This window comes from Streptomyces gardneri (assembly GCF_006539185.1).
In the GTDB taxonomy this organism is placed as follows: Bacteria; Actinomycetota; Actinomycetes; order Streptomycetales; family Streptomycetaceae; genus Streptomyces; species Streptomyces gardneri.
In genome coordinates, this window is the sequence record NZ_BJMN01000066.1 from 1 (window position 1) to 13218 (window position 13218).

Here is a 13218-nt window from a genome sequence, read left to right on the forward strand (position 1 = left end):
GACCGTGTCATGGGACGCCGGCGGGCGCCCGCCACGGCCTGCCCTGGGCACGAGCCAGGGGGTGATCGGATGACAGATGTGGACCTCGCCAGTTGGTGCGACAGCGGCTCCAGACGCGCGGTCGTCGAGTTTCGTCGAGTCGGTCACGCGGCCCGGGGCGGCGTTCGTGCCGCCGGCGGACCGGATCGCCACGTTCGACAACGACGGCACCCTGTGGGTGGAGCAGCCCGCGCCCCCGCAGTTCGACTTCCTCATAAGGGTCTGGTCCCAGGCGGCGCAGCAGGACCCGTCGCTGGTCGAGCACCAGCCGTACAAGGCCATCGTCGAACGGGATCCCGCCTTCTTCGAGGGACTGGCGACCCAGGATCCCGAGGTCGTGGCCAGCGTGGAGAGCGCGGCGGCCCGCTCCTGGGCAGGGACCACACCGGACGAGTTCGAAGCCCAGGTACGCCGATGGGCCCAGACCGTCAGGCAGCCCAGGTTCGACGTCGGCTACACCGACCTCGTGTACCGGCCCATGCTCGAACTCTTCGACTACCTCAAGGCGCACGACTTCCGGGTGTTCGTCTGCTCCGGCGGCGGCCGGGACTTCATGCGCGTGTTCGCCGAAGAGCTCTGGAACCTGCCCAAGGAGAACGTCATCGGGACGGCGCCCGCCTACGAGTACACCGACGGCCGGATCGTACGGACCGACCGGATGCTCGGCGGACTGGCCCTGGGCGCCGGCAAGCCGGAGCACATCTACGCCAGGACCGGACGCCTACCGCTGTTCGCCTGCGGAAACGCCGACGTGGACATAGAAATGCTCACCGCGGCCTCGTTCGCCCTCCTGATCAGCCACGACGACGCAGAACGCGAGTACGCCTACACGAAGGCGGCGGACAACGCCCTCGCCAAGGCCGAGGAACTCGACTGGATCGTCGTGAGCATGAAGGACGACTGGATCACGCTGTTCCAGCGGTGCGGAGCGCCCCACCGGTCAGGGAGCGGACGGCCCCCGATGAGGCATCAGCCGCCGGGCGAGTACGCCATTCGCGTGTGGGACAGGCGAAAGCCAATGGGGGCTATGTAGCTTGGGCAGGTGAACTGCCTCTTCCCATGGCTTCGCAGCGACCGGCCCCGCCGGTCGGTGTCACGGGCGGACTATGCGGGCGCCGTCTACGGGTCGCTCCTCGCCTCCTCGGTGATTGCCACGGCCAGCGCGGTCGGCGATTTCCCCCGGATCCAGGTCGTGGTGTTGCTGCTCGTGACCGGCGTGGTCTTCTGGGCTGCCCACGTCTATGCGAGCCTCGCCGGCGCACGGCTGGTCGGCCAGCCCGTCGGTTGGGCAGAGGTCCGAGGGGCCGCACGGCACGAGAGTCTCATCGTCCAGGCGACTGTACTGCCGGCAATGGCATTGGCGGTGAGCCCTCTCCTGGGGCTGGAAGTCAAGGGCGCAGGGTGGCTCGCGTTGGCGGTCGCGGTAGCGCAGCAGGTGGCCTGGGCCTTGCTCGGGGCCCTGAAGGCTGGCGCGTCCCGCAGCCAGGCGGCCGTCGAGGGCACGGTCAATCTGACCTTTGGACTGGTCATCGTGGCGGCGAAGGCGGCCCTCGGGCACTGAGGTCGGTCATGCCGGCCAGCCGCCATGAATAGCGGCCTCGCCACCACACCACCAGCCACGGCCCACCACGCCGCCGACCGCGGCGCGGGCGTGGCAAAAAGGACGATGCGCACGCGTAGCCGCCGCGGCGAGCCGGAAACCGGGCTCGGCGCCGCTGCCGAAGCGCCCCTGGCTGGGGAGAATCTGGGGAGGATCGACCGCATGGTCCCCAGGCGCGCCGCGGAGGAACACGCGTGGCAGACGCCTTCCAAGCGGCCCACCCAGGAGCCGAACCGGCGGCTTGGGGCCACGACCTGGGTGTGTAGGTTGGCTGCCCGTCGCCGCCCCGCCCGGCGCGACCTCTCTCCCCCCTCAGCTCCAGGAGGCCCCGCCATGGCCGCATTCCCCTCGTTCCCCGTCGGCGCCCGGCCCGGCGCGGCCCCTGAGACGGCAGCCGCTGTGTGGCAGGTGATCACCACCATGTACGAGGCCTACTCGGCCGGGGACCGCGCCCGGATCGACGCCTGCCTGGACCCGGAGGCGACCGTGTGGGATTCCGGGACTGCCGGGCTGCTCTTCGGGAAGCCGGACCTGGACCGGGTGCGCGAGGAACGCCCGGCCGTTGGCGAGGGGCCGGTGGAGAGCGGGCTGGAGCCGTACGGGCAGGTCGTGGACGTCTTCGGCGCCATTGCGGTGCTGCGCTTCTGGCTGCGGGTGGACTTCGCGCCCGATCCTTCGGTCGGTGAGCTGCGCCCGGAGCTGGTCCGCAACACCGCGGTCCTGCAGCAGGGCGTCGACGCGAAGTGGCGCATCGTCCACCTGCACGAGGACGTGCAGCAGCCGGGCGGTGTCCCTGTCGGCAATCACTGAACCAGGCGCGGCGCACTGTGGCGGCCTGCCGCCCATGCGCCGCGCACAGCCCTCCTCGGAAGCCTCGGGCTAGCGTCCTCGGCGATCCCCTGAGAAAGCCGGGAGGCGCAATGACATACCGGGTGGCCATGGACATCGGTGGAACCTTCACCGATGTCGTCGCCTATGACGAACACAGCGGTACCTACTTCGCGGCAAAGGCGCCCACCACCCCGGGCGACCTGGCCGAGGGAGTCTTCGCCTCACTGGGCCGGGCGGTGAACTCGCCCGGCGACATCTCCTTCTTCGTGCACGGCACCACGCAGGGCCTGAACGCCCTGCTGGAGCGCAAGGGCGCCCGCGTCCTGCTGCTCACGTCGGCCGGGATGCGGGACGTCTACCACATCGCCCGCGGCAACCGGGACCGGATGTTCGACCTGCACTACCGCAAGCCGAAGCCGCTGGTCGAGCGGCGCGACACGATGGAGGCGAGCGGCCGCTTCGACTGGCGCGGCACCGAGCTCGAACCCCTCGACGAGATCGCCGTACGGGCCGCCGCCCGACGTGCGAAGGACGAGGGCTTCGACGCGGTCGCCGTCTCGTTTCTCTTCTCGTACGTGAACGCGGATCACGAGCTGCTGGCCGGGAAGATCCTGGAGCAGGAGCTCGGCGAGGACGTCGTCGTGGTGCTGTCGCACCAGGTGGCGGGCGAGTGGCGCGAGTACGAGCGGACGTCCTCGGCCGTCCTGGAGGCGTACACGGGCCCCGTGGTGCGCCGCTATCTGGGCCGGATCGAGGGGCGGTTCGCGGAGCACGGCCTGACCGTCCCGGTCCAGGTGATGCAGTCCTCGGGCGGCATCGTGAACGCCTCCTACGCCCGCCGCCACCCCTTGCAGACCCTGCTGTCCGGGCCGGTCGGCGGCACCATGGGCGGCGCGGCGGCCGCGGGCCTGCTGGGCCGGCGCAACGCGATCTGCGTGGACATGGGCGGCACCTCCTTCGATGTCTCGCTGGTCCTCGACGGCCGCCCCGACGTCTCCAACGAGGGTTCGGCAGACGGCTTCCCGGTCCTGATGCCGCTGGTCAACCTGCAGACCATCGGCGCCGGCGGCGGCTCCCTCGCCTATGCCGAGGCCGGTGGCCTGCGCGTGGGCCCGGAGTCCGCCGGAGCCGTCCCCGGCCCGGCCTGCTACGGGCGCGGCGGTACCCAGGCCACCGTGACCGATGCCAACGCGGTGCTCGGACGCGTCGACCCGGACTGGTTCGCCGGCGGCCACATGACGCTCGACGTGGCCGCGGCACAGCAGGCCGTCACCACGCTCGCCGGTGAGCTCGGACTGGAGCCGGTGGAACTGGCGAGCGGTATCTGCGACGTCGCCAACGCCAAGATGGCCCAGGCGATCCGTACGCTCACCGTCGAACACGGCCTGGAGCCCGGCGAGTTCGTCCTGCTGGCGTTCGGCGGCGCGGGCCCGATGCACGCCGTGGAGATCGCCCGCGAGCTCGGCATCGGCGAGGTCGTCGTGCCACGTTTCCCCGGCGCGTTCTCCGCCTGGGGCATGCTCGGCACCGAGGTCCGCCGCGACCTCACCCGCCAGTTCTTCACCCCGGGCGCCGACCTGGACGGTGAGGCCATGGCCCGCGCGCTGGCCGGCCTGGAGGACGAGTCGCTGGCCGCACTCGCCGAGCAGGGCGTCCCCGTGGAGCGCCAGCGGGTCGAACACGTCGTCGACATGCGGTACGAAGGCCAGGACTACACCCTCGCCGTGCCGCTGCTCTCCGCCGCCGAACCGGCCGGCGAGGGCTTCCTCGCCACCGCCGCCGCGCGCTTCGCCGCCCTCCACGAACGCCGGTACGGGCACGCCACGCCCGAGGCGCCCGTCGAGTTCGTCACCCTGCGCAGCACCGCGCTCGGCGCGCTGCCCGAGGCCGTACCAGTGCCGTACGCCGCCGACGAGGACGTCTCCGACACCGTCCGGCAGCGGCCTGTCGTCTTCGGCGACCGCTCGTACGACACCACCGTTCTGCGCCGCGAGCGGCTCGCACCCGGGCAGCGCGTCGACGGTCCCGCGGTCATCGTGGAGGCCACCTCCACCACCGTCGTCCCCCCGGACTCGTCGGTCACCGTCGACGAGAACGGCTTCCTCGTCATCAAGGTTGGAGCCACGGCATGACCGACACCGGCAGCCGGGTCGTCGACCCGGTCACCACCGAGATCATCCGCTGCGCGCTGCTGCAGGCCGCGGAGGACATGAACACCACCCTCATCCGGTCCTCCTACACGCCCACCATCTACGAGGCGAAGGACTGCGCGGTCGCGCTCCTCGACCGGGACCACAACGTGCTCGGCCAGTCCTCGGGCCTGCCGATCTTCCTGGGCAACCTGGAGGTGTGCACCCGGGCCACCGAGGAGACGTACGGCGCGGACGTCTGGAAGCCCGGCGACGTGTGGGTCCTCAACGACTCCTACATCGGCGGCACCCACCTCAACGACGTCACCGTCTACGCGCCGATCTTCACCGAGGACACCGCCGACAGTGAGCTGATCGGCTTCGCCGCGTCCCGTGCGCACTGGATCGACATGGGCTCCAAGGACCCCGGAGGTTCGATGGACTCCACCTCGATCTATCAGGAGGGCCTGCGGATGGGCCCGTTGAAGATCTACGAGGGCGGCGAACCCTGCGAGCAGGCGCACGCGTTGATCGCCCGCAACGTCCGCTTCCCGCAGCCCACCCTCGGGGACATGCGCGCCCAGGTGGCCTGCGCCCGTACCGGTGCGAAGCGGTTCGCCGAGATCGTCCGCCGCTGGGGGCTGCAGACCGTCCTCGCCGCGCGGGACGCCATCTTCGCGCAGACCGAGCGGCTGGAGCGCGAGCAGATCGCCGCCATTCCCGACGGTGTCTACGAGGCGACCGGCTACCTGGACAACGACGGCATCGACCTGCGTACCCCGCTCCACGTCACCGTGCGCGTCGAGATCGACGGCAACCGGATGACCATGGACGTCACCGACTGCGCCGACCAGGCCACCGGGCCCGTCAACTGCGGTGCGGCGCAGACCGTCGCCGCCTGCCGGGTCGGCTACAAGCTGCTGGTCAGCGGTGATGTCCCGCTCAACGGCGGTTCTTTCCGGCCGCTGAAGGTGGTCACCCGGCCGGGCACCATGCTCGCCGCCGTCGAGCCGGCGGCGTGCCAGTACTACTACTCCCACCTCGGTCTGGTCATCGACCTGGTGGTCAAGGCTCTGGCGCCCGCGGTGCCCGCGCGAGCGGCCGCCGCCAGCTACGGCGACTCGATGATCGCGCAGTTCACCGGGACCGACCCGCGCAACGGCAGGCTCTTCGTCTCCCAGGAGGCGACGGTCGGCGGCTGGGGCGCGTGGCAGACCGACGACGGCGAGTCCTGCCTGATCAACAACGTCAACGGCTCCCTGCGGGACATGCCCGTCGAGGTGCTGGAGACGCTGTTCCCCGTACGAGTCACCGAGTACGCGATCCGGGCCGACTCCGGCGGCGCCGGCCGCACCCGCGGCGGCAACGGCGTGGTGCGCCAGTACACGTTCGAGGCCGACCAGAACCTCTCACTGTGGTGGGAGCGTTCCGTGACCCCCGCGTGGGGTGTCTTCGGCGGCGGCACCGGCGCGGCGCCCCGCGTCGTCCTCAACCCCGGCCGGGACGGCGAGCGCGAACTGCTCAAGGTGAACGCGCTGGCCGTGCGCCAGGGCGACGTGCTGCGCTGCGAGAGCGGCGGGGGCGGCGGCTTCGGTCCCGTCGCGGAGCGCCCCGCCGAGGCGGTACGGGAAGACCTCCGGCAGGGCCTGCTGAGCCGTGGGCGGGCAGCGTCCGCCTACGGCGTGGAGTCCTGAGGCCCCACCGCTCCGCCTCCGCCCTGAACCGGGCCCGGTTGCCGAATCCCCCTCGACGACCGGGCCCTCCCCGCGTGGTGGCGTCTTCATCGCCGCTCCCCGCTCAGGACTCGGCCAGCAGGACGCGGCAGGCCAGGTGCAGCGCGAGTCGCTGGGCGGGGTCCTCGGGGTCGAAGCCGAGTGCGCGGATGCGTTCAAGGCGCGCCGCGACCGTGTTCCGGTGGACACCGAGGATCTCCGCCGCCGCCGAGGGGGCGGCTCCCTGGTCCAGGACGATCGCCAGCGTACGCAGCAGCGTTCCATCCCGGTCCGCGGCGAGCAGCGGGGCCAGCACGACCTCGGCGGGCCGCCTCAGCGCCTCCGCGGGCAACGCGGACAGCAGTTGGGCGGGTCCCATACGGTCGGCACGGACCACCGACCCGGGTACCGCGGCGACCGCAGCGGCGGCTCTGGCGTCGGCGAGCGCCACGCCCAGCGTGCCGGTACCGCCGGCCGGACCGGCCACTCCCCCGGCGAGCGGCAGCTGGTCACAGATCGCCCGGACGGCCGTACGCAGCTGCGCCTCGCCCTGCCGCAGCCACACCTCCGGGTCGGGGGCCGCGCTGCCGGCTGCCGCGGAACGCCATGACACCCAGCAGTCCTCGTACGCGATGAGCGGTCCGCCGATGCCGTACCTGGCCCAGAGCGCACGCAGCGCGGGTCCCGGCGCGGGCCCGGCCTCCGTGGCGACGGCCGGTCGCAGGGCGAACGCGATCAGAGGCCCGGCCAGCGGCCAGCCGAGCGCCGCCGCCTCGGCCCGGACGTGGGCACCGGCCTGTTCGTCCTCGTCCTCGGAGGGATGCGTCAGCTGGTGCAGCAGCAACTCGCTGCGGCGGTCCAGCTGTTCTTCCGCGAGGCGGCGAGTGGCGGCCCATGCGGTCAGCGGGGGTACCGCCATCCGCAGGACCGATTCGACCGTCGATGCCCAACCCGCCTCCTTGGAGCGGGAGTCGGCTACGAGAACCGCGAGCGGGTGTCCATCGGGCCCCGGCACGTCCAGCCGCACCGGGTGCGCGGAGTCGAGAGCCGCCCGCCGCCCGGCCAGCATCCCGCCCACCGGATCGGTGAGGGCCAGGGATGTCGAGGGCAGCGCCGCGTGCAGCGCGGCCAGTACGCGCTCGACGTGCGGGCCGGCGGCGGCGAGGCGCTGAGCGGCGTCGGCCAGCAGCGCGGTCCGGCCGGCGTCCGGCCGGGACACGGCGGAGGCGATCCGTACGGCGCCTTCCAGCGCGTCGCCACCGATCAGCAGCAGCGGAACGCCGAGGCGGTCCGCGAGTGCGCCCGGCGGATGCACGGCCACCGCCGTCTCGGGTACGACCACGCAGGCGGCCGCCTGCTCCCAAGCCTTGCGCAGGGCCATCTCCACGATCCATCCCGACCGGGCCGGCGCTTCGGTGAGGACGACCGCGGTGTGTGGACGCAGGCTGTCGAGGGCTTCACGCCGGTCGACGATGCGTACGTCCAGGACCTGGGCATCGCGCCCCGCCGTGCCGAGTATGCGTACGCCGGGCAACGGGCCGTACTGCACCAGCTCCGCGACGGTCATGGGTGCGGACAGGTCGGGACGTCTCACCACCGGGTCTCCTCGGGTCGTTCCGCGTCCGGGTGTTGCACCTGCGTCGCATCCGGTTCCGGGTCCGGGCTCAGCAGGATGAGCCCACCGGCAGCCGCCAGTCGGCGTCCTTGCGGGGTGTGCCAGGCGGGTGCGGCGGGGATCACGACGATCTCCACCTCGATGCCGGGTATGGCACGTTCGACGTCCAGGACCCGCTGGTCGGCTGCGGACAGCATCAGGATCTGGTCCGGCGCTAGCGCGGCCGGTGCGCCGTCGGCGAGGACCAGCAGTACCTCGTTATGTGCTTCCAGGCGGAACCGTCTGTGCAGGCCCTCGGTCTCGGAGACGACCACACTGGTCGGCCGGGACGGCAGCGCCGTGCCCCCGGCGGTGTCCGGTCCCGGCGTCGCGGGGTGCTCCACGGCGGTGATCCGCCCGATGCCCAGTCGACGGGGCCGCGGCTGCCACAGCTCGAACGGGCCACCATGTGTCGGGCGCCCCGCCGCCAGGGCCCGGCTCACGGTGCCGGGAACCACGGCGCCCGCCAGTCGTTCGCCGTCCATGGCGTAGCAGGCGGCGACCGCCCAGCCCCCGGCCGCGAGGACCAGCGGCCGTACGAGCTCCTCCACGCGGCTGCCGGCCGCCTCCACGACGACCACGTCCCCGGCGGGCGTGGCCAGGGCGACCGGGGCGACATCGACCCCGGCGATGGTGAACGTGGTCTGTTCCAGCAGGGGGAGCACTCGTCCGCAGCCGTCCCCGTCCACCAACGGCAGCCTGCAGGACGCCGCTGTGACGACGGCGAGCAGGGCGTTCTCGGCCGCGGTGTTGAGCGCCACGACGGCGTCCGCGGCCCTGCCCAGGCGGCGCTCCAGCGCCCGGACCGCCCGGAGCGGCTCCTGGCCCGTGGGCAGCTGCTCGGCGAGCGCGGCCGACGAACCGAGCAGGCTGACCGTGACGCACATCCGCTCGGATCCCAGGTCGCCCGGATGGATCAGCGGCACCGGCCCGTGCTCCGCTACGGCCGCCCGCGCCCAGTCGAGGCTCGCCCGGTACGAGGAATGCTCGGCGCCTGCTGCGAGGACCAGTGCCCCCTTGGCGAGATCCTCCAGCCGTGCCGCGTCCAGCGCGGTCTCCTCCCCGGGCGTCATGTGCGGCGGCTACGGGTCATGACGGGATCCCCGAGGGGGATCCGACGGCGCGGACGCGGAGGCGGTGAACGCCCTCGGGGAGGTAGGACACGGGGGTGTGGGCGGCGAACGCGACGCGGGCGGTCGCCGGGGCGGCACCGGCGGCGACGACCCGGGCCAGAGCCTGGTCACCGGCGAGCCCGAGGAGCCGGTCGAGTTCGGCACGGCCCCCGGCGACGGCGACCTGATCGACCTCGGCGACGATGTCCGAGCGGGCGGCTCCGTAGGCCGCGGCGGCGATGGCGGCCGACGGATCCTGGGCTCGGACGGGCATCAGCCCGCAGTCGCCGCCCGCCGCGAGGAGCACACCGCCGGGGGCCCGTCGCCGGACCCTGGCCACCAGTTCGGCGACCTGCTCGGCGCCGGTCCGGACCAGGTCGGCTCGGGCCAACACGTCGGTGCGGATCCGGGCCAGGTCCAGATCGACGCCGCCGAGCCCGGGGCCGGTGTCGGAGCTCTCCACTTCGCCGTCGGTGACGCTCGCGCACCGGAATTCCGCGGCCCCGGCGTCGACGACCACGGCGCGGTCCGCCCCGGCCGCGAGCGCGGCACCCCGCACGGCGCTCGCCGTGGTCGAGGCGATAGCGAGGACCGGATAGCGGCGGAAGTACGCGGCGGAAACCAGTCCGCCGGTATTGCGGGCCAGGTGCAGCGGCGCCCGGAGACCGCCGACACTCAGGGCGCGTTCAGCCGTATCGCTCACGCGTGCCGCCCACGGCCGCAGGGCGGCGTTGAGGACGCCGGTGTTCTCGCGTTCCCGCAGCCCCGACCGCCCGAGCTCGTGCGACAAGGTGATCTCCGCGCCGGGCACGGCTTCGGCGATGACCTCGGCGGCGGCAAGCTCCGGGTCGGGGCGGGTCAGCGCGCCGGCCGCCGCGACCGAGAAGGCGGTGACACCGTCGTCGGCGGCCCGCCGCGCGAAGTCCGCGACCGCTGCCCGGTCGAGCGGAGCCAGTTGCCGCCCGGTGAGCGCGGATCCGCCCGAGACGACCGCGCGGAGCGGCCCTACCTCGCGAGCGGCCTGCGCGGGCCAGCCCGCGAGCGGCCCGAGGGACGGATGACTGGGCGGGGCGATCCGCATGGCGGCCACCGGTCGCAGCCGCGACGGCCGGCGCTCCAGGTCTGTGGTGAGGCCGACGGTGTCCACCTCACCGGTCCGATCCCCGGGCAGTGCGGCGAGCACCGCGCGCAGACACTCGCCGAGGCCGGGAACGCTGTCCACCACCGCGCGCGCCACCGTCTGACCGCCCGGGTCGACCAGCACGGCGACGGTGGTGACGCGTCCCACGTCCACTCCCAGCCTCACCCGCATGATCCTGTCACCATTTGCCCCTATATATCACTCCAGATCGCGACCCTCGGTCTCCGGCAGCGGCACGGCCACGACCAGCGCCACCACCAGGAACGCGGTGATGAACAGCACGGTGGAGGAGAAGCCGGTTGCACGCGCCAGCAGGTACCCGACGGCCGACGGTGCGACCGAGGTGGAGATCAGCTGAGCCGCGGTGGCCCAGGAGTATCCGGTGGCGCGCAGCGCGGTCGGGTAGAACTCGCCGTTCCAGGTGTTCCAGACACCCCACGCGCCGAGGCTGAAGAACGACAGCGCGAAGTTGGCGGCGTACAGCTGGGTGAGGCTGCCGGAGTAGGCGAACAGCACGCCGCTGACCGCGGCGGCCGCCACGTACGGCAGGAAGACCTTCTTGCGGCCGAAGCGCCCGGTCAGGTACGAGGCCGAGACGTAGCCGGGGATCATGAAGAGTGCACTCAGCGCCACGAAGCCGAGGCTGCTGGACATGCTCAGCCCCTTCTCCATGAGCAGCGTGGGTAGCCAGGTCTGCAGGCCCCAGTAGCCCCAGTTGAACGCGAAGTTCACGATCAGCATGAGCACGGTGATGCGAAGCAGCCGGCCTCGCAGCAGGGCGAGGGGGTTGCCGGCCCGCTCGGGCTCGACCACGGCGAAACGGGTGCCGTCGGGGACCTCGGCGCCGAGCTTCAGGAGCACCGCACGGGCTTCGGTGTGCCGACCGCGGGCCGCCAGCCAGTACGGGGACTCGGGCACCCAGGCCCGGATCGCGAACACCCACAGGGCCGCCAGCGCGCTGGCCACGGCCACGACGTGCCAGCCCATCCCGGACAGCGCCTGGGTCACCCCGACGGCGGCGAGGACGCCGATGGGCCAGCCGATCGACAGGTAGACGGCGGCCCGGCCGCGCAGCCTCACCGGGAGCAGTTCGAGGAAGTAGGGGAAGGTGACGGTGTAGATACCGGCCAGAGCCATCCCCGAGAGCACCCGGGTGACCATCAACGTGGTGAAGTCCGGCGAGAAGGCGCTGGCCAGCGCCACGGCGCCGTACGAACCGAGGCTCCACAGGCACACGGCCCGGCGTCCGATGCGGTCGGCGACCGGCCCCCAGACGAGCGCGCCGGGGATCATGCCGAGGGCCACGGCCGACAGGACCCACCCGATCCGTCCGGCGTCGAGGGCGAAGGCATTGCCCAGGTCGGCGGAGACATAGACGAGGGCGAGCTGCTCCCAGGATTCGATGACGAAGGCCATGAACAGCGCGAGGGCGATCAACACATGGGCCCTCCCGAACGGCATGCGTTCGAAGTAGGCACCCACGGGCTGCGGACCGCCGGCCCCGTCCGGGACTCCGGCGGTTCCGGACTGTACTGAGACTGCGCTCATCGGCTGCCCTCCTGGCACTGGTACCGACACGCACACCATCGGGTTCGGTGTGAATGCGAGGCACCATAAACAGGCCATCACGGCCGGAACCATGCTCGGAGCACAGCCATCCCGGTGGTGCGTGTGCGCGGCGCACAGACATCGACGTGACAGCCGTCGCGACGCCGGGATCACGCGTTCTAGGGACGTTCGAATGCCTGAAGTGCGCCACCGAGCGCGAAGCACAGCGCACCGCACAACGTCCCCCAGTTGGCGATGTCGGCGTTTACCGGGCTCTGGGCCGTAGGCCGGGTGAAGGCGGCCACCGCAGAGACCATGAAAAGCACCGACCCGAACTCATTGACCGCGACCACCCACCAGCCGAGGCTGCGCGAGCGGATGCAGGGCCGGGAGCGATGGCCGATCTCGGCGAACGCGAGATGGCCCGACACCAGGAACAGCACGCACCCGACCACGTCGGGAGTCCAGATCAGCCGGTTGGTCTGCTGGACGGTGAGGCCCTGCAGGAAGGAGTCCAGCAGGTTGACTCCGAACACGAGCGTCCCTGCGAACAGCACGAACGTACTGAGCCAGGTGTCCTCACCTGTCAGGTGTGCGGTACGACTGCGACAGGACAGGAGGCGTGGTGGATGACGGCGTGGGTGACCGATCCGATGTGAGCGCCCCTCGCTGCCCTGCGTCGACCGACGACCACGAGGCGCGCGTCCGACGCGGCCTCGATGAGATGCTCGGCCGCCCGTCCCGGAGCGGACACCTCCGCCACCTCCGTCGCCGGAAACCTGTCCCGGTACGGTCGAACCGCGTCGGCGAGTGCTGCCGCCTTCTCGTCCTTCGCGGCTGTGCTGGGGTGGTGAATGAAGGATTCATGCCACGTGTGCAGGATTTCCAGCGGGACGCGGTGCCGCCCGGCGAAATCGAACGCAAAGTGCAGGAGCTCGTCCTTGACTTCGTTCACATCCAGTCCGATGACTACCTTCCGGCGGCTGTTCCCCTCGGATGCACCGGAGCTGTCCTTCTCGTATCCGGGGCGAACGAGCACCACGGGACGCTCTGCTGCCGCGATGACCTCCTGCCCTACCGAACCGACGATGAACCCGCGGACGCTACCCAGCCCATGAGAGCCCACGACGAGCAGATCCGCCGCGGCAGCTGCGGCGAGCAGCACGCTGGCGGGCGCGTCTTCGACCTCGTCAGCGGTCATCGCGAGGCCCGGCAGCCGGGAACCGACACGCCGCTCGGTCTCAGCCAGCACGCCTTCGGCCGCGCCGGCGCGGTCTTCGTGCGACACCTTCATCGCCCCCAGCTGATGCTCCGCCCACCGTGTGGCGTACACCAGTCGCAGGCCGTCGCCGCGCTGCGCCGCCTCGTCGGCGGCCCAGTCCACCGCCGCCACGCTTCCTTCGGAGCCGTCCACTCCCACAGTGACGGGTCGGGACATGCCGCTCTCCTCGC

The 13218-nt window shown here is 72.0% G+C and carries 10 protein-coding genes and 1 pseudogene; 5 read left to right on the forward strand and 6 right to left on the reverse strand.

What is annotated here, in order from left to right; translation table 11 throughout:
* Positions 1 to 166 precede the first annotated feature (166 nt).
* The 5 genes from SGA01_RS36465 (at position 167) to SGA01_RS36485 (ending at position 6293) form a co-directional block, all read left to right on the forward strand.
* Positions 167 to 1072, forward strand: a complete 906-nt coding sequence (locus tag SGA01_RS36465; RefSeq protein WP_218037863.1) for an HAD family hydrolase — start codon at positions 167 to 169, stop codon at positions 1070 to 1072.
* A 9-nt stretch (positions 1073 to 1081) separates the two neighbouring features.
* Positions 1082 to 1600: a hypothetical protein gene (locus SGA01_RS36470; protein WP_141302320.1), complete on the forward strand. Its 519-nt coding sequence runs from the start codon at positions 1082 to 1084 to the stop codon at positions 1598 to 1600.
* Positions 1601 to 1972: 372 nt separating this feature from the next.
* The gene (locus SGA01_RS36475; protein WP_229917825.1) at positions 1973 to 2449 is read left to right on the forward strand and encodes a YybH family protein; all 477 of its coding nucleotides are present in this window, start codon (positions 1973 to 1975) and stop codon (positions 2447 to 2449) included.
* A gap of 110 nt (positions 2450 to 2559) precedes the next feature.
* Positions 2560 to 4602 (forward strand): hydantoinase/oxoprolinase family protein, encoded by a 2043-nt coding sequence (locus SGA01_RS36480; RefSeq protein ID WP_141302322.1) that lies wholly within the window; start codon positions 2560 to 2562, stop codon positions 4600 to 4602.
* Positions 4599 to 6293 (forward strand): hydantoinase B/oxoprolinase family protein, encoded by a 1695-nt coding sequence (locus SGA01_RS36485; protein ID WP_141302324.1) that lies wholly within the window; start codon positions 4599 to 4601, stop codon positions 6291 to 6293. The genes SGA01_RS36480 and SGA01_RS36485 overlap by 4 nt, the downstream gene beginning before the upstream one ends.
* 103 nt (positions 6294 to 6396) lie before the next feature.
* On the opposite strand, the gene SGA01_RS36490 is transcribed toward SGA01_RS36485, so the two are convergent.
* From SGA01_RS36490 to SGA01_RS36515, 6 genes and pseudogenes are all read right to left on the reverse strand, one after another.
* Complete coding sequence (locus tag SGA01_RS36490; protein WP_141302326.1) at positions 6397 to 7905, reverse strand: PucR family transcriptional regulator; 1509 nt, start codon at positions 7903 to 7905, stop codon at positions 6397 to 6399.
* Positions 7902 to 9038: a DUF917 domain-containing protein gene (locus tag SGA01_RS36495; protein ID WP_141302328.1), complete on the reverse strand. Its 1137-nt coding sequence runs from the start codon at positions 9036 to 9038 to the stop codon at positions 7902 to 7904. The genes SGA01_RS36490 and SGA01_RS36495 overlap by 4 nt, the downstream gene beginning before the upstream one ends.
* A gap of 16 nt (positions 9039 to 9054) precedes the next feature.
* On the reverse strand, positions 9055 to 10365 hold the full coding sequence (locus tag SGA01_RS36500; protein WP_167534258.1) for a hydantoinase/oxoprolinase family protein: 1311 nt from the start codon (positions 10363 to 10365) through the stop codon (positions 9055 to 9057).
* A 51-nt stretch (positions 10366 to 10416) separates the two neighbouring features.
* A complete protein-coding gene (locus SGA01_RS36505) occupies positions 10417 to 11766 on the reverse strand; it encodes an MFS transporter (RefSeq protein ID WP_229917827.1) in 1350 nt (449 codons plus the stop codon).
* 179 nt (positions 11767 to 11945) lie between these two features.
* Positions 11946 to 12350: pseudogene (locus tag SGA01_RS36510) on the reverse strand (hypothetical protein); the annotation flags it as partial.
* Between the two features lie 2 nt (positions 12351 to 12352).
* Positions 12353 to 13204: a universal stress protein gene (locus SGA01_RS36515; protein WP_141302332.1), complete on the reverse strand. Its 852-nt coding sequence runs from the start codon at positions 13202 to 13204 to the stop codon at positions 12353 to 12355.
* Positions 13205 to 13218 lie beyond the last annotated feature (14 nt).

Coding starts and splice junctions, on each gene's coding strand:
- SGA01_RS36495 (WP_141302328.1), bottom strand. CDS start 9,038: ATGACGCCCGGGGAGGAGACCGCGCTGGACGCGGCACGGCTGGAGGAT.
- SGA01_RS36485 (WP_141302324.1), top strand. CDS start 4,599: ATGACCGACACCGGCAGCCGGGTCGTCGACCCGGTCACCACCGAGATC.
- SGA01_RS36480 (WP_141302322.1), top strand. CDS start 2,560: ATGACATACCGGGTGGCCATGGACATCGGTGGAACCTTCACCGATGTC.
- SGA01_RS36475 (WP_229917825.1), top strand. CDS start 1,973: ATGGCCGCATTCCCCTCGTTCCCCGTCGGCGCCCGGCCCGGCGCGGCC.
- SGA01_RS36505 (WP_229917827.1), bottom strand. CDS start 11,766: ATGAGCGCAGTCTCAGTACAGTCCGGAACCGCCGGAGTCCCGGACGGG.
- SGA01_RS36515 (WP_141302332.1), bottom strand. CDS start 13,204: ATGTCCCGACCCGTCACTGTGGGAGTGGACGGCTCCGAAGGAAGCGTG.